Below are 17225 nucleotides of genomic sequence, written 5' to 3' on the forward strand. Positions count from 1 at the left end.
ATCCACGCTTCGAGCCCTGTTTCGGCATGCGGTGGAATGGCATTCCCGAAGTTGCGGCGCAGGGGGCAAAACTGACTTGGCCGGCCGCGAAATTTGGACTTGCGCTGCTTGAGACGCCGCCGGTTTGCGGGGAAACTGCAGCCAATCGGTCGTTTCGGCTCCAGAGCCGCGGCCAAGGAACGATTTCCGAAGGCTTTTCAATGCTTGCCAGACTGACTCACCTGGACCGTCTCGAGGCGGAGGCGATCCACATCTTCCGTGAGGTCGCAGCCACTTTTACCAAGCCCGTGATGCTCTATTCCGTTGGGAAGGATTCCTCCGTCCTGCTGCATCTGGCGATGAAAGCCTTCTACCCGGCCAAGCCGCCGTTTCCGTTCCTCCATGTCGACACGACCTGGAAGTTCCGCGAGATGATCGAGTTTCGCGACACGATGGCGCGCGAGCTCGGCTTCGATCTCCTGGTTCACGTCAACCCGGACGGTGTCCGCGACAACATCAATCCGTTCGACCATGGGTCGAACACCCACACCCATGTGATGAAGACTGTCGGCCTGCGCCAGGCGCTCGACAAATACGGCTTCGACGCGGCCTTCGGCGGTGCCCGCCGCGACGAGGAGAAGTCGCGCGCCAAGGAGCGCATCTTCTCGTTCCGCAACGCCCAGCATGCCTGGGACCCCAAGAACCAGCGCCCGGAGATGTGGAAGATATTCAACACCCGCGTGTCGGCTGGGGAATCGATCCGTGTCTTCCCGCTGTCCAATTGGACCGAGCTCGATATCTGGCAGTACATCCTGCAGGAAAACATACCGATCGTGCCGCTCTATTTCGCCAAGCATCGCCCGGTGGTCGAGCGCGACGGCATGCTGATCCTGCGCGACGACGACCGCATGAAGCTGCATCCGGGCGAGGTGGTGGAGAACAAGCTGGTGCGCTTCCGCACGCTGGGCTGCTACCCGCTGACCGGTGCGATCGAATCCGACGCCGACAGCCTCGAAGGCATCGTCAGCGAAATGCTGACGGCTCGCACCTCCGAACGGCAGGGACGCCTCATCGACCGCGACGAAGCCGGCTCGATGGAAAAGAAGAAGCGCGAAGGGTATTTCTGAGCATGCGGCACGCACTGGCAAACAAGGTCGAGGCTGCAGAAAGCGTCCGCGAATATCTCGCCGGCCAGGAGCAGAAGTCGCTCCTGCGCTTCCTGACCTGCGGTTCGGTCGATGACGGCAAGTCGACGCTGATCGGCCGGCTTTTGTCCGACACCAAGCAGATATTCGAGGATCAACTCGCGGCCCTGGAGCGCGATTCCCGCAAGCATGGCACCACGGGCGAGGATATCGATTTCGCGCTGCTGGTCGACGGGCTGGAAGCCGAACGCGAGCAGGGCATCACCATCGACGTCGCCTACCGCTTCTTTGCCACGCCGAAGCGCAAGTTCATCGTCGCCGACACGCCCGGCCACGAGCAGTACACGCGCAACATGGCGACCGGCGCCTCGACGGCAGATCTTGCCATCGTGCTGGTCGACGCGCGCCAGGGCGTCTTGCGCCAGACGCGGCGCCACTCGATCATCGCCTCGTTGCTCGGCATCAGGAACATCGTCGTCGCGGTCAACAAGATCGACCTCGTCGGCTTCGACCAGAAGGTATTCGACCACATCACGTCCGAATACGCCGCCTTTGCCGAGAGCCTGGGCTTCAAGTCGGTGGTGCCGATCCCGATGTCGGCGCGCTTTGGCGACAACGTCACCCGGCGCTCGGACAAGATGGGCTGGTATTCGGGCCCGACGCTGATCGAGCATCTCGAGTCGGTGGTCGTCGAGGAAGAAGCTGCCGAGCGCCCGTTCCGCTTCCCGGTGCAATACGTCAATCGGCCCAACCTCGATTTTCGTGGCTTCGCCGGCACCATCGCTTCGGGCTCGGTCTCACAGGGCGACGAGATCGTCGTCGCCAAGTCGGGAAAGCCCTCGACGGTCAAGCGCATAGTCGCCCAGGGCGGCGACCTGCGCACGGCGGTTGCCGGCCAGGCCGTCACCATCGTGCTCGAAGACGAGGTCGAGGTTTCCCGCGGCAATCTGCTGGTGGCGCCTGCGGCACGGCCGCATGTCGCCGACCAGTTCGCCGCCAATGTCGTCTGGTTCGACGAGCAGGCACTGCTTCCCGGGCGCTCCTACATCCTGCGTACCGAGACCGACCAGGCCAGCGCCACCGTCACCGATCTCAAGTACCGTATCAACGTCAACGACTTCGCCCATGAGGCGGCGAAGTCGCTGGAGATGAACGAGGTCGGCGTCTGCAACATTTCGGCCCAGTCGCCTGTCGCCTTCGACAGCTTCGCCGACAACCGCACCACTGGCGCCTTCATCCTGATCGACCGGATCAGCAACGCCACCGTTGGCGCCGGCATGATCCTGCATCCGCTGCGCCGGTCGGAGAACATCCACTGGCAGTCGCTCGACGTGACGAGCAAGGCGCGCGCCGATCTCAAGAACCAGCGCCCTGCGGTGCTGTGGTTCACCGGCCTGTCGGGCTCCGGCAAGTCGACGGTCGCCAACCTGCTGGAAAAGAAGCTGCACGCCACCGGGCGCCACACCTACGTGCTCGATGGCGACAATGTCCGCCACGGCCTCAACCGCGATCTCGGCTTTACCGACGAGGATCGGGTCGAGAACATCCGCCGCGTCGCCGAAGTCGCCAAGCTGATGGCCGATGCCGGCCTGATCGTCATCGTCTCGTTCATCTCGCCCTTCCGAGCCGAGCGCCGCATGGCGCGCGAACTGATGGGACAGGGCGAGTTCGTCGAGGTGTTCGTCGATACGCCGTTCGAGGAATGCGCCAAGCGCGACCCGAAGGGTCTCTATGCGCGCGCGCTGGCCGGTGCGATCAAGAATTTCACCGGTGTCGATTCGCCCTATGAAACGCCGGAGAATCCTGAGATTCATCTCCAGACCCTCGGCAAGACCCCTGAAGAGATGGTCGAGGCGGTCGAGGCCTGGCTGAATGAGCGAGACATTGCAGAACACCAATACGACGACGGCGGCGGCATCTGACGAAGCCATCCTGCAAGTGATCGAACGCCTGGCACTGGATGCCGGGCGGGCGGTCATGGACGTCTTCCATTCCGACATCTCGGTGAAGGAAAAGGCCGACGCCTCGCCGGTCACGCAAGCTGATCGCGCGGCGGAACGCGTGATCCTGGCGGGCCTGCGCTCGGCGTTTCCGGACATCCCTTGCGTTGCCGAAGAAGAGACGGCCGAGGGCATCGTCCCGCCTGAGCTCGGTCAGGTTTTCTTTCTTGTCGACCCGCTCGACGGCACCAAGGAATTCGTCAGGCGCCACACCGATTTCACCGTCAACATCGCGCTGATCCGGGGCGGAGCGCCGGAGATCGGCGTCGTCTACGCGCCGTGCACGGGGCGCTTCTTCTCCGGCCGGCCGGGCAGGGCGGAAGCCTTCGAGGCCCGTGACGGCGAGGCCGTCTCGGAGCGCCGTCGCGTTCACGTGCGCGAGGGCCGCCAGCCGCTGACCATCGTCGCCAGCCGCTCGCACCGGACGCCGGAAACCGATGCCTTCATCAAGAAGGTCGCGGCGGCCGAGATCGTGTCTGTCGGTTCGTCCTTGAAGTTCTGCCTGGTGGCGGCCGGAGAGGCCGACATCTATCCGCGCTTCGGCCGGACGATGGAGTGGGACACCGCCGCAGGCGATGCCGTGCTGCGCGCGGCCGGCGGGATCACCCACACGCTCGACGGCGAACCGCTCGTCTATGGCAAGCGCAACCAGGCCGGCGAGGACGACTTCGCCAACCCGCACTTCGTCTCGACGGGCCGGATCGTCGATCCGGCCTTCAAGTTCTGATCTGGAAGCGGCGTCTTACTCGGCCGCGATCTTGGCCGAGTTGGAGCCGACATAATTGCGGATCGTGGTGATGATCCGGTCCTGGTCGGCTTCGCTGAGATAGGGATGCATCGGCAGGCACAGGATAGTGCCCGGGATTGCATCCGACACCGGCAGGCCACCCGGCGTGCGCGGATAGTGGCTGTAGGCCACCTGCACATGCAGCGGCTTCACGTAGTAGATGACCGAAGGGATGCCCTCGGCCTGCAGGTGGGCCTTCAGGCCGTCGCGGTCGGCGGTCTCGATGGCATATTGTGCCCAGGCGGAACGACCGCCGGCCGGCGCGCGCGAGGCCTTCACCACGTCGCCGAGGCCGTCGGCGTAGCGCTGGGCGATACGGGCGCGTGCCTGCATCTCGTCCTCGAGGATGGCGAGCTTCTCGATCAGGATCGCCGCCTGCAGCGTGTCGAGACGTGAGTTCAGGCCGACATGGATGTTGTCGTACTGGGTCTCGCCCTTGCCGTGGAAGGCGAAGGAACGCAGGCGCGCGGCGAATTCGTCGTCGTTGGTGAACATCGCACCGCCGTCGCCGTAGCAGCCGAGCGGCTTGGCCGGATAGAAGCTGGTGGAAGCGACATGGCCGTAGGCGCCGCACATCTTGCCGTCCTGCGAGCCGCCGATCGACTGGGCGGCGTCCTCGATGACGAGGAGGTTCTCGCGCTTGGCGATGGCGTCGATCGCCGCATAGTCGGCGGCGATGCCGAACAGGTCGACCGGGATGATCGCCTTCGGCTTGAGGCGGCCTTCCGCCTTGATCATGGCGATCGCGGCTTCCAGGCTCTCGATCGAGATGTTGTAGGTGTCGGGTTCGATGTCGACGAAGACCGGCTCGGCCTTGGCAAGGGCCACCACCTCGGCGGTCGCGGCAAAGGTGAAGCTCGGCACGAAGACGGCATCGCCCGGGCCGATGCCGGAGGCGAGCAGCGGCAGAAGCAGCGCATCGGTGCCGTTGGCGCAGGCGATGACATGCTTGACGCCGACATACTTTGCCAGCTGGTTCTCGAATTCGGTGACTTCAGGGCCGAGAATGTAGCGGCCGTCATCGACAACCTTGTCGATAGCCGCTTTCAGACGGTCGCGGATTCGTTCGCGCTGCGCGCCGAGATCGATGAACTGCATGATGGCCCCAAAAACCCAATCGTTTCTTCGGGCCGCTGATAGCAGAGTTGCTGAGTCCGAAACAGCCGAGCCCCCTGCGGCATCCTTGGCGCGGCTCCGGTTCTTGTTACTTTCGGTTGCAGCGATTTCGCGCCCAAATCGGCGGAAAACATGGGGTTTTGCGCGCCGGCCGTTGAGCCGGCTTGGCGATGCGAAACATAAAGTGATCGGCTAAATCGCCGGAAAACGTCCGTTTCAGGCCAGTTCGCGCCGCCATGGCGGGTTTGCGCCGGCCCGCGACACGGTCACCGCCGCTGCCCGTGCCCCGAGCGAAAGTGCTGCTTCGATGGCTGATTCCGAAAGCGCGGCGACGGCACTCTTGGTCAGGGCGCCCTGTTCATGCAGGGCGGCGAGCACACCCGCATTGAATGTGTCGCCGGCGCCGACCGTGTCGACCACGGTCACCTTTTCGGGCGTCACCGAGACCGTGTGCCGTGCGCTGTAGGCGGTGGCGCCCTTGCTGCCCTTGGTGACGATCACCAGCTTCGGACCCTTGAGCAGCCAGTTGGCCGCGATCTCGTCATGGCTGCCGGTTTCGCCGAACCAGGCCAGGTCCTCGTCCGAAAGCTTGACGATATCGGCCATGCCGAGCATCCGCCGCATCCGTTCGAGATGCGCCTGCTTGTCCTGGATGAAGCCCGGCCGGATGTTCGGGTCCAGCATCGTCACCCGGTTCTTGTGCTCGCGCTTCATCAGCGCTTCGTAGGCTGAGCCGCAGGGTTCCGGGATCAGGCTGATCGCCCCGAACAGCAGGGCGTCGATGTCGTCGCCGAGCGTGGGCAGGTTGGCCTCGGTCAGCATCCGCCCCGCGGTGTTTTCGTCGTAGAAGGTGTAGGTGGCATGGCCGTTGTCGAGCCGGACGAAGGCCAGCGTCGTCGGGCGGCCCGACAGGTTGGCATAGCGCGAGCCGACATCACTTGCCGCAAGCACGTCGCGGATCTGCTGGCCGAACAGGTCGGACGACAGGCCGGAGAAGAATTCGGTGGGCACGCCGAGGCGGCCGAGCGCGATCGCCGAGTTGAAGATGGCGCCGCCGGCATAAGGTGCGAAGGACGGTTCGCCGGCCGCACTGTGCCGGGGCAGCATGTCGATGAGCGCTTCGCCGCAGCACAGGATCATGGCTTGCCGGTTCCCTTCGGGTAGATGACGCCCTTGCGGACGATGATGTTGGCGTAAAGCCTTGGTTCGCTTGTGGCGATGATGGTGTGGGCCGCCTTGACGCGGCTGTAGAAGGCGTCGCCAGCGAGCGGCACGACCGAAAAGCCGGGCGCGCGACGGGCGCAGACCGCCTCGATCTCATCGTGCACGGGGTCGTGCAGGGCAGGGTCGCCCTTGACCGAGGAGCGGAAGATCGCCTGCGGTACGAAATCGTCGACGGGCAGCACCTGAAGCACGGCGTCGAGCACGGGGATAAGGTCGAGGCCGTCGGCGCGGATGACGCGGCGGCCATGCTCAAGCGCGGGATAATTGCCGTCGACGATGGCGATCTCGTCGCCATGGCCCATAGCGCGAAGCGTGAACAACAGGTCCGGGCCGAGCAGGGGGGGGATGCCGATGAGCACGATCAGACCCCCCGCGACGGCGCCGTCGAGCCGATGAGGAAACGTTCCGACAGCGGCAGGCTGGCGCCGCCCAGTGCGCGCGCGTGGATGCCCACCGTGCCTTCGCGCACCGAAGGAATGCGCAGGCCTTCGACGTCGATCTTGCCGATTGCCGCCTGCACCGCCTGCACCAGGCGGGTGCGGATCGCCGGCGGCATCCAGCCGTCGATGACGGCGCTTTCGAAATCGATGACCGAGGCCGACGCGACGATGGCGTAGGCCAGCGCGTCGGATGCCGTCGCTATCCAGCCGTCGAGTTCGGGGCCAAGGTCGCGCCACTCCTCGGGTGAGGTCCAGAGATAGGACGCCTTGATGCCCTTCGCGTTCAGCGCTTTTTCGAGCACCGCGATCGAGGCGACGTCGATGAGCTGCGTCGGCCTCCCGCCCGGGCCTGGCACCGGCATCGAGCCGAGCGCGCCGGCATTGCCGGTCGGGCCGCTGTAGAGCCTGCCGTTCAGCACGACACCGCCGCCGGCAAAGGCGCCGATGTAGAAATAGACGAAGTCGCGCAAGGCGCCGATGTCGCCGAACACCAGTTCGGCGCCGCAGGCGGAGGTGGCGTCGTTCTGCACGTAGACGGGGAAGGAAAACAGCGTCTGCAGATCGGCGCGGATGTCGCGGTTGCGCCATTCGTCCATGATCTCGCGCGGCGCACCCGCCGTGTCGACCCAGCTCCACAGCTCGAACGGCATGGCGACGCCGAGCCCGGCGATGCGCTTGTCCTGTTCCCGCGTCAGGCTGGCGCGCATCTGGGCGATGCCCGATCTGACGAAGTCGATCGTGTCGCGCGGGGTGGGGTAGCCATACGAATTCTGCAGCATGGCGCGCGTCTTGCCGAGAAAGTCGATGAGCACGAGTTCGGCGCTGCGACGGCCGATCTTGAGGCCGATGAAGAAGGCTCCCTCGGGATTGAGCGCCATCGGGATCGATGGCTGGCCGATCTTGCCGCGGATGGGCTCCTGGCGCAGCAGCAGCCCTTCGACCTCCAGCTCGCGCATGATCACCGAGACTGTCTGCGCCGACAGGCCGGTCATGCGCGCAATGTCGGATTTGGCCAGCGCGCCGCTCTGCCTGACCAGCGACAGCACCAGCCGTTCATTGTGATCGCGCATGCCGCTCTGGTTGGTGCCGCGCAGTTGCTGGCTTTCAGCAGCGTCCGGCGAACCGTGCCTCGAACTTCCGGCCTCCACCGGCTTCCTCCCGTCAATTTCAGACTTTTCTTTTGGGACAGAATGCGGGCCGACTGCAATCCTGTCAATAATAAATAAGAGTGATTTAATTATTGACAGCTGATCCCGATTGGTGTTTCGTCAGTGCCGGATACTCGACTGGGAAGAGTGAACGAGCATCCGGGGCGAGGCCCGCTGATCGGGCTCGCATGGTTTGGTTTGGAGGAGTACCAGATGAAATTTTCAGTTCTGAAGACGACTGTCTTTGGTGCGGCCGTTGCCGCGCTCGCAAGCATTGCCGCGCCGGCTTCGGCCGCCGAGGTTGGCGCCTGCCTGATCACCAAGACCGACACCAATCCCTTCTTCGTCAAGATGAAGGAAGGTGCCACCGCCAAGGCAACCGAGCTCGGCGTGACGCTGAAGAGCTACGCCGGCAAGATCGACGGTGACAGCGAAAGCCAGGTCGCGGCGATCGAGACCTGCATCGCCGACGGCGCCAAGGGCATCCTGATCACCGCGTCCGACACCAAGGGCATCGTGCCGACGATCAAGAAGGCGCGCGACGCCGGCATCCTGGTCATCGCGCTCGACACCCCGCTCGAGCCGGCAGATGCTGCCGACGCCACCTTCGCCACCGACAACCTGCTCGCCGGCAAGCTGATCGGCCAGTGGGCCGCCGCCACGCTCGGCGACAAGGCCAAGGACGCCAAGGTTGCCTTCCTCGACCTGACCCCCTCGCAGCCGACCGTCGACGTCCTGCGCGACCAGGGCTTCATGATGGGCTTCGGCATCGACGTGAAGGACGCCAACAAGATCGGCGACGAAGACGACGCGCGCATCGTCGGTCACGACGTCACCAACGGCAACGAAGAAGGTGGCCGCAAGGCCATGGAAAACCTTCTCCAGAAGGATCCCGGCATCAATGTCGTGCACACCATCAACGAGCCTGCCGCTGCCGGTGCCTACGAGGCGCTCAAGGCCGTCGGCATGGAGAAGAACGTGCTGATCGTCTCGGTCGACGGCGGCTGCCCGGGTGTCAAGAACGTCCAGGACGGCGTCATCGGCGCGACCTCGCAGCAATATCCGCTGATGATGGCCGCACTCGGCATCGAGGCGATCAAGAAGTTCGCCGACAGCGGCGAGAAGCCCAAGCCGACCGAAGGCAAGGACTTCTTCGACACCGGCGTTTCGCTGGTGACCGACAAGCCGGCCGCCGGCGTGGAATCCATCGACGTCAAGACCGGCCTGGAGAAGTGCTGGGGTTGATCTGACCGCCTGACGGCGTGACACTCCTTGCAGACGAAGGGCGGCCCCTTGGTCGCCCTTCCTACAAGGGGGATATGAAATCCCTCATGGGAGGAAATCGACATGACTGACGCTTCGGCAGATGCCAGGCGGCCGCAAGAGTTCGAGAAGGTTCTCTCGGGCAGCGACACGTCAGTGGCCAGCTTCGACACGCATACGCGTTCGCCGATCGAGAAGATCCAGCATTTCCTGCATTCCAATCCGGCCGCGGTGCCGCTCATCGTGCTCGTGGCCTCGATCGTGCTTTTCGGCCTGATCATCGGCGGCAAGTTCTTCTCGGCCTTCTCGATGACGCTGATCCTGCAGCAGGTGGCGATCACCGGCATCATCGGCGCCGCCCAGACGCTGGTTATCCTGACCGCCGGCATCGACCTGTCCGTCGGCGCCATCATGGTGCTGTCGTCGGTGGTGATGGGCCAGTTCACCTTCCGCTACGGCCTGCCGCCGTCGCTGGCGATCCTGTGCGGCTTCGCCGTCGGCGCGCTGTGCGGCTGGATCAACGGCGCGCTCGTCTCCTACATGAAGCTGCCGCCGTTCATCGTCACGCTCGGCACCTGGCAAATCGTTCTGGCGACGAACTTCCTCTACTCGGCCAACGAGACGATCCGCGCCCAGGATATCGAGACTCAGGCGCCGATCCTCCAGTTCTTCGGTGCGAATTTCCGCCTCGGCAATGCCGTGTTCACCTATGGCGTTGTCGCCATGGTGCTGCTGGTGGCTGTCCTCTGGTACATCCTGAACCACACCGCCTGGGGGCGGCATGTCTACGCCATCGGCGATGATCCCGAAGCCGCCCAGCTTTCCGGCGTGCGGGTCAACAGGGTCCTCATCTCGGTCTACGTCATCTCCGGTCTGATCTGTGCCCTCGGCGGCTGGATGCTGATCGGCCGCATCGGCTCCGTGTCGCCGACGGCAGGCCAGTTCGCCAACATCGAATCCATCACCGCGGTGGTGATCGGCGGCATCTCGCTGTTCGGCGGGCGCGGATCGATCCTCGGCATGCTGTTCGGCGCGCTGATCGTCGGCGTCTTCCAGCTCGGCCTTCGCCTCATCGGCACCGACCCGCAGTGGACCTATCTGCTGATCGGCACCCTCATCATCATCGCGGTCGCGATCGACCAGTGGATCAGAAAGGTTGCAGGCTGATGGCTACCGAACCTCTTCTCACCGCCCGCGGGCTGGTCAAGCGCTACGGCCGCGTCACCGCCCTCAACAATGCCGACTTCGACCTCTATCCCGGCGAAGTTCTCGCCGTCATCGGCGACAATGGCGCCGGCAAGTCGTCGCTCATCAAGGCGATCTCCGGCGCCGTCACGCCCGACGAGGGCGAGATACTGCTGGAAGGCAAGCCGGTGAACTTCAAGTCGCCGATGGAGGCGCGAGACGCCGGCATCGAGACGGTCTACCAGAATCTCGCTTTGTCGCCGGCGCTGTCGATCGCCGACAACATGTTCCTCGGTCGCGAAATCCGAAAGCCAGGCATTCTCGGCAACTGGTTCCGCATGCTCGACCGGGGCGCGATGGAAAAGCGAGCGCGCGAAAAGCTGACCGAGCTTGGCCTGATGACCATCCAGAACATCAGCCAGGCGGTCGAGACGCTCTCCGGCGGCCAGCGCCAGGGCGTGGCGGTGGCACGAGCCGCGGCGTTCGGCTCCAAGGTCGTCATCATGGACGAGCCGACGGCGGCGCTCGGCGTCAAGGAAAGTCGCCGCGTGCTCGAACTGATCCTCGACGTGAAGCGGCGCGGCCTGCCGATCGTGCTGATTTCGCACAACATGCCGCATGTCTTCGAGGTTGCCGACCGCATCCACATCCATCGCCTCGGGCGCCGGCTGACGGTCATCGATCCGAAGGAATACACCATGTCGGATGCCGTGGCCTTCATGACCGGAGCCAAGGCACCGCCGGAGGCAGCAATCGCCGCCTGACCGGCCGGGTACAACCTCAGATCTCCGCGTCGCGAGATATTGACGCGGAGATTTAAATCGATTGAGATCGCATTCGGGATGGCTAAAATGAATGCGGGAGGTCAGGTGTCGGCAGGCGAGGCAAGTCAAGGGTGGCCGAACAATATGCGAGAGGCGAGATGACCCGCGCAGTGACCACGAAGATTCCTCAGCCGCCGCTTGGCGACACGAGCCCCGAGGCATTGGCTGCCGAAATCCTGAGCGCGCTGAAGTACCGGCTCGGCAAGGATGCCACGGTCGCGACCGACTATGACTGGCTGACCGCTTCGATCAAGGTCGTGCGCGACCGCATCGTCGACGAGTGGATCTCTTCCACCAAGGAGGCCTACGACCAGAGCGCCAAGCGGGTCTATTACCTCTCGCTGGAGTTCCTGATCGGCCGCCTGATGCGCGATGCATTTTCCAATCTCGGCCTGATGGACGCGATGCGGCAGGCGCTTGCCTCGCTCGGCGTCGAGTTCGATGTCATCGCCAAGCTCGAGCCTGATGCGGCACTCGGCAATGGCGGCCTTGGCCGGCTCGCCGCCTGCTTCATGGAAAGCATGGCGACCGTCGACATTCCGGCCCATGGTTACGGCATTCGTTATGCCAACGGCATGTTCCGCCAGGAAATCCACGATGGCTGGCAGGTCGAACTGCCTGAAACCTGGCTCGAACACGGCAATCCCTGGGAGTTCGAGCGCCGCGAACGCGCCTTCGAGGTCGGTTTCGGCGGTTCGGTCGAGCAGGTCACCGCACCGGACGGCAGGCTCGAGCGGCACGTCTGGAAACCCACCGATCGCGTCCTGGCCGTCGCTTACGACACCCCTGTGGTCGGCTGGCGCGGTGCCCGCGTCAACACGCTGCGGCTGTGGTCGGGCATGCCGCTCGACCCGATCCTGCTCGACAAGTTCAATGCCGGCGACCACATCGGCGCGCTGGCCGAAAGCAACAAGGCCGATGCGCTGTCACGCGTGCTCTATCCCGCGGACTCGCACAAGGCCGGCCAGGAACTGCGGCTGCGGCAGGAGTATTTCTTCTCGACCGCCTCGCTGCAGGACATCCTGCAGCGCCACATCAGCAAGTATGGCGATCTGAAGTCATTGCCCGACAAGGCGGCGATCCACCTCAACGACACCCATCCCGCCGTCGCCGTGCCCGAACTGATGCGCCTGTTGATGGACGTTCATGGCATGGACTTCGACACGTCCTGGGACATCACCAAGCGGACCTTCGCCTACACCAACCACACGCTTTTGCCGGAAGCGCTCGAAAGCTGGCCGGTGCCGCTGTTCGAGCGGCTCCTCCCGCGTCACATGCAGATCGTCTATGCGATCAACGCCGAGGTGCTGCTGGAAGCCAGGGCAACCGGCCGCTTCAGCGGCGAGCAGATCAGCCGCATCTCGCTGATCCAGGAGAATGGCGAGCGCCGCGTCCGCATGGGCAACCTTGCCTTTGCCGGCTCGCACAGCGTCAACGGCGTGTCGGCGCTGCACACCGAGCTGATGAAGGAAACGGTGTTCGCCGACCTGCACGGCCTCTATCCCGAGCGTATCAACAACAAGACCAACGGCATCACGCCGCGCCGCTGGCTGATCCAGTGCAATCCCGGCCTGACGGGGCTTGCGCGCGAGGCTATCGGCGACCGCTTCCTCGACGATATCGAGGCGATACGCGAACTCGACGGGTTCGCAGGCGACGCCGCGTTTCGGGAGAAGTTCGCCCACGTCAAGCGCGTCAACAAGGAGCGGCTGTCCAACCTCGTCGGCGAACGGCTGGGGATCAGGGTCGATCCGTCGGCGCTGTTCGACATCCAGATCAAGCGCATCCACGAATACAAGCGCCAGTTGCTGAATATCATCGAGGCGGTGGCGCTCTACGACCAGATCCGCTCGCACCCCGAACGCGAATGGACGCCGCGGGTGAAATTCTTCGGCGGCAAGGCAGCACCTAGCTACCACAATGCCAAGCTGATCATCAAACTGGCCAATGACGTCGCCAGGGTGGTCAACAGCGATCCCTCCGTGCGGGGCCTGCTGAAGGTCGTGTTCGTGCCGAACTACAATGTCAGCGCGGCCGAAATCCTGATGCCGGCGGCCGACCTGTCGGAGCAGATTTCGACCGCGGGCATGGAAGCCTCGGGCACCGGCAACATGAAGTTCGCGCTCAATGGGGCGCTGACCATCGGCACGCTCGATGGCGCCAATGTCGAGATCAAGGAACATGTCGGCGACGACAACATCTTCATCTTCGGCCTGACCACCGAGGAGGTCGCCCAGCGCCGCAGCAGCGGCTACCAGCCGGGCGCGGTGATCGATGGTTCGCCCGAGCTCAAGCAGGCCGTGGCCGCGATCTCGTCCGGCGTGTTCTCGCCCGACGATCCGGCCCGCTACCGCGAGCTGATGGACGGTCTCTACCAGCATGACTGGTTCATGGTCGCCGCCGATTTCGATTCCTACGCCGCCGCACAACGCCAGGTCGACACTGTCTGGCGCGACAGCCCCGACTGGCATGCCCGCGCCATCCGCAATGTCGCCCGTGTCGGCTGGTTCTCCTCCGATCGGACCATCCGCCAATATGCCAAAGAAATCTGGAACGTACCGGCCTGATGTGATTGCATGAACTGACCTCGCACGAAGCCCTGGGAGGGGACACCGAAACATGCTGAAGCCCGGCGCGGCCGCCGAAACGAAACCGGAGCTCGACAGAGCCACGGATGGCGATATCGAGGCGATCGTGAACGGCACCCATGGCGACCCGTTCGCGGTGCTCGGGCTCCAGCAGTCGGGCAAGGGCTTCCTGGCACGCTGTTTCGTGCCGCATGCCGAAACGGTGACCGCCCATACGCTCGAAGGCAAGGCGTGCGGCCAGCTTTTGCGCCGCAACGATGCCGGTTTCTTCGAAGGCAAGCTGTCGATCCGCAAGCGCCAGCCGCTCAAACTGCACGCCGGCAATGGCAGCGGCGATTGGTGGCTCACCGATCCCTATAGTTTCGGCCCGGTGCTGGGGCCGATGGATGACTACTTCATCTCGGAGGGTTCGCATCTCAGGCTGTTCGACAAGCTCGGCGCCCATCTGATTTCGCATGAAGGCGTCGATGGCGCGCATTTTGCCGTCTGGGCGCCCAATGCCCATCGCGTCTCGGTGGTCGGCGAGTTCAACGACTGGGACGGCCGCAGGCACCCGATGCGCCTGCGCCAGGACACCGGCATCTGGGAAATCTTCATTCCCGACATCGGCCCGGGCCGCCCCTACAAGTTCGAGCTGATCGGCGCTCGTGGCGTCCGGCTGCCGCTCAAGGCCGACCCCTATGCCATCCGCTCGGAACTGAGGCCCGCCACCGCGTCGGTTACGGACAGGCCACAGGCCCACGAATGGGCCGACGGCAAGCACCGCGCCCATTGGAAGGCGGCCGACCATCGGCGTGAGCCGATCAGCATCTACGAGGTGCATGCCGGCTCGTGGCAGCGCCGCGACGACGGCAGCTTCCTGTCATGGGACGAGATGGCCGACCGGCTCATCCCCTACACGGCGGAGATGGGCTTTACCCATATCGAGTTCCTGCCGATCTCCGAGCATCCCTACGATCCGTCCTGGGGCTACCAGACGACCGGGCTCTATGCGCCTTCCGCCCGTTTCGGCGATCCCGATGGCTTCGCGCGATTTGTCGACGGCGCCCACCAGGCGGGCATCAGCATCATCCTCGACTGGGTGCCGGCCCATTTCCCGGTGGACGAGCATGGCCTGGCGCATTTCGACGGCACCGCACTCTATGAGCATGCCGACCCGCGCCAGGGCTTCCATCCCGACTGGAACACGGCGATCTACAATTTCGGCCGGCGCGAGGTCGTCTCGTTTCTCGTCAACAACGCCCTGTTCTGGGCCGAGAAATACCATGTCGACGGCCTGCGCGTGGATGCGGTGGCCTCGATGCTGTACCTCGACTATTCCCGCAAGGAAGGCGAGTGGATCCCCAACGAGTTCGGCGGCCGCGAGAACCTCGAGTCGGTGCGTTTCCTGCAGAAGATGAATGCCGCCGTCTATGGTGCCCATCCCGGCGTGATGACGATCGCCGAGGAATCGACGTCCTGGCCCAAGGTGTCGCAGCCGGTGCATGAAGGCGGGCTCGGCTTCGGCTTCAAGTGGAACATGGGCTTCATGCACGACACGCTGGAGTATCTCTCCAAGGAGCCTGTTCACCGCAAGCACCACCACAATGAAATCACCTTCGGACTGCTCTACGCCTTCAGCGAGAACTTCGTCCTGCCGCTGTCCCATGACGAGGTCGTGCACGGCAAAGGCACGCTGCTCAGCAAGATGGCCGGTGACGACTGGCAGAAGTTTGCCACCCTGCGCGCCTACTATGCCTTCATGTGGGGCTATCCGGGCAAGAAGCTGCTGTTCATGGGCCAGGAGTTCGCCCAGCGTTCGGAATGGAGCGAGGCCAGGGCGCTGGACTGGAACCTGCTCGACTTCGCCCCGCATCGCGGCGTGAAGCAGCTGGTGCGCGACCTCAACTACCTCTACCGCTCGCGCCCGGCGCTGCACGCGCGTGACTGCGAGCCGGAAGGCTTCGAATGGCTGATCGTCGACGATGCCGCCAACTCGGTCTTCGCCTGGCTGCGCAAGGCGCCGGGCGGCGCACCGATCGCCGTGATTTCAAGCTTCACTCCGGTTCTGCGCGATAACTACCGGGTGCCGCTGCCGCAACCGGGCAAGTGGCGTGAAATCTTCAATTCCGACGCGCTGGACTATGGCGGGTCGGGCAAGGGTAACAGCGGCATGGTCACCGCCAGGCAGGTGGACGGAGGAGGGGCGGCCGCGACGTTGCTCCTGCCGCCGCTGGCGACGGTCATGCTCGAGTTTGTGGCGGACTGAGCAGGGAGGATGGCATGGAACTGAAGAGAAACCAGCCGCTGGCGCGCGATGCCATGGCCTATGTGCTTGCCGGCGGTCGGGGCAGCCGCCTGAAGGAGCTGACCGACCGGCGCGCCAAGCCCGCCGTCTATTTCGGCGGCAAGACCCGCATCATCGACTTTGCGCTGTCCAATGCGTTGAACTCGGGTATCCGCCGCCTCGGCGTCGCCACGCAGTACAAGGCGCATTCGCTGATCCGCCACCTGCAGCGCGGCTGGAACTTCCTCAGGCCGGAGCGAAACGAGAGCTTCGACATCCTGCCGGCAAGCCAGCGCGTCTCGGAAACGCAATGGTACGAAGGCACCGCCGACGCAGTCTACCAGAACATCGACATCATCGAGGCCTACGGCCCCGAATACATGGTCATCCTCGCCGGCGACCACATCTACAAGATGGACTACGAACTGATGCTGCGCCAGCACGTCGATGCCGGCGCCGACGTCACCGTCGGCTGCCTCGAAGTGCCGCGCATGGAAGCCACCGGCTTCGGCGTGATGCACGTCGACAAGAAAGACAACATCATTTCCTTCATCGAGAAGCCCGCCGACCCGCCCGGCATTCCCGACAAGCCCGACTACGCGCTCGCCTCGATGGGCATCTATGTCTTCAAGACCAAGTTCCTGATGGAGCAGCTGCGCCGCGATGCCAGCGAGCCGGAATCGAGCCGCGACTTCGGCAAGGACATCATTCCCTACATCGTCCAGCACGGCAAAGCCGTGGCGCACCGCTTCGCCAAGTCCTGCGTACGCTCGAGCACCGAGGCCGAGGCCTACTGGCGCGATGTCGGAACGGTCGATGCCTATTGGGAAGCCAATATCGACCTGACAGACATCACGCCCGAACTCGACCTCTACGATCGCGACTGGCCGATCTGGACCTATTCGGAACTGACGCCGCCGGCGAAGTTCGTCCATGACGAGGATGGCCGGCGCGGCTCGGCGGTCTCTTCGCTGGTGTCAGGCGATTGCATCGTTTCCGGCGCCTCGCTGAAGCGCAGCCTGATCTTCACCGGCGCGCGGATCAATTCCTACGCCACGCTCGAGGATGTCGTGATGCTGCCGGCCTGCCATGTCGGCCGCAACGCCCGGCTCAGCCGCGTTGTCATCGACCACGGCGTGCACATCCCCGAGGGGCTGATCGTCGGGGAGGACCCGGTGCTGGACGCCAAGCGCTTCCGCGTCTCGGAAAAGGGCATCTGCCTGATTACCCAGGACATGATCAACAGGCTGGAGTCGTAAC

13 protein-coding genes are annotated in these 17225 nt (G+C 64.3%); 9 read left to right on the plus strand and 4 right to left on the minus strand.

Translation table 11 applies throughout. The annotated features are described in order from the left end of the window. Window positions 1-200: 200 nt before the first annotated feature. From cysD to cysQ, 3 genes are read left to right on the plus strand one after another with little or no spacing between them, the layout of a single operon-like run. Window positions 201-1106, plus strand: a complete 906-nt coding sequence (cysD, locus tag ASC75_RS17960) for a sulfate adenylyltransferase subunit CysD (RefSeq protein WP_055978340.1) — start codon at window positions 201-203, stop codon at window positions 1104-1106. 2 nt (window positions 1107-1108) lie between these two features. Then, window positions 1109-3046 carry a sulfate adenylyltransferase subunit CysN gene (gene cysN, locus ASC75_RS17965; RefSeq protein WP_055978341.1) on the plus strand — a complete coding sequence of 646 codons (1938 nt, stop codon included), beginning with the start codon at window positions 1109-1111 and terminating at the stop codon, window positions 3044-3046. Further along, window positions 2997-3851 carry a 3'(2'),5'-bisphosphate nucleotidase CysQ gene (gene cysQ, locus ASC75_RS17970; protein WP_156381309.1) on the plus strand — a complete coding sequence of 285 codons (855 nt, stop codon included), beginning with the start codon at window positions 2997-2999 and terminating at the stop codon, window positions 3849-3851. The genes cysN and cysQ overlap by 50 nt, the downstream gene beginning before the upstream one ends. A gap of 15 nt (window positions 3852-3866) precedes the next feature. On the opposite strand, the gene ASC75_RS17975 is transcribed toward cysQ, so the two are convergent. From ASC75_RS17975 to ASC75_RS17990, 4 genes are all read right to left on the minus strand, one after another. Then, window positions 3867-5009 (minus strand): DegT/DnrJ/EryC1/StrS aminotransferase family protein, encoded by a 1143-nt coding sequence (locus tag ASC75_RS17975; RefSeq protein ID WP_055978342.1) that lies wholly within the window; start codon window positions 5007-5009, stop codon window positions 3867-3869. Window positions 5010-5243: 234 nt separating this feature from the next. Beyond that, window positions 5244-6167, minus strand: coding sequence for a carbohydrate kinase (locus tag ASC75_RS17980; protein WP_055978343.1), 924 nt, complete (start codon window positions 6165-6167; stop codon window positions 5244-5246). Next, window positions 6164-6610, minus strand: coding sequence for an RbsD/FucU domain-containing protein (locus ASC75_RS17985; RefSeq protein ID WP_055978344.1), 447 nt, complete (start codon window positions 6608-6610; stop codon window positions 6164-6166). The genes ASC75_RS17980 and ASC75_RS17985 overlap by 4 nt, the downstream gene beginning before the upstream one ends. Window positions 6611-6612: 2 nt before the next feature. Beyond that, window positions 6613-7839 (minus strand): ROK family transcriptional regulator, encoded by a 1227-nt coding sequence (locus ASC75_RS17990; RefSeq protein ID WP_055978345.1) that lies wholly within the window; start codon window positions 7837-7839, stop codon window positions 6613-6615. A gap of 213 nt (window positions 7840-8052) precedes the next feature. Between ASC75_RS17990 and ASC75_RS17995 the strand changes: the two genes are divergently transcribed. From ASC75_RS17995 to glgC, 6 genes are all read left to right on the plus strand, one after another. Further along, window positions 8053-9084: a sugar ABC transporter substrate-binding protein gene (locus tag ASC75_RS17995; protein WP_184117345.1), complete on the plus strand. Its 1032-nt coding sequence runs from the start codon at window positions 8053-8055 to the stop codon at window positions 9082-9084. Between the two features lie 102 nt (window positions 9085-9186). Next, a complete protein-coding gene (locus ASC75_RS18000; protein ID WP_055978346.1) occupies window positions 9187-10269 on the plus strand; it encodes an ABC transporter permease in 1083 nt (360 codons plus the stop codon). Beyond that, window positions 10269-11051, plus strand: a complete 783-nt coding sequence (locus ASC75_RS18005; RefSeq protein WP_055978347.1) for an ATP-binding cassette domain-containing protein — start codon at window positions 10269-10271, stop codon at window positions 11049-11051. Before ASC75_RS18000 ends, ASC75_RS18005 begins: the two co-directional genes overlap by 1 nt. A gap of 158 nt (window positions 11052-11209) precedes the next feature. Next, entirely contained in the window at window positions 11210-13678 is a 2469-nt protein-coding gene (locus ASC75_RS18010; RefSeq protein ID WP_055978348.1) for a glycogen/starch/alpha-glucan phosphorylase, read from the plus strand. Between the two features lie 52 nt (window positions 13679-13730). Next, window positions 13731-15947, plus strand: coding sequence for a 1,4-alpha-glucan branching protein GlgB (gene glgB / locus ASC75_RS18015; protein WP_055978349.1), 2217 nt, complete (start codon window positions 13731-13733; stop codon window positions 15945-15947). A gap of 14 nt (window positions 15948-15961) precedes the next feature. After that, window positions 15962-17224 carry a glucose-1-phosphate adenylyltransferase gene (glgC, locus tag ASC75_RS18020; RefSeq protein ID WP_055978350.1) on the plus strand — a complete coding sequence of 421 codons (1263 nt, stop codon included), beginning with the start codon at window positions 15962-15964 and terminating at the stop codon, window positions 17222-17224. Window position 17225: the final 1 nt, after the last annotated feature.

The organism is Aminobacter sp. DSM 101952, assembly GCF_001424795.1.
GTDB lineage: Bacteria > Pseudomonadota > Alphaproteobacteria > Rhizobiales > Rhizobiaceae > Aminobacter > Aminobacter aganoensis.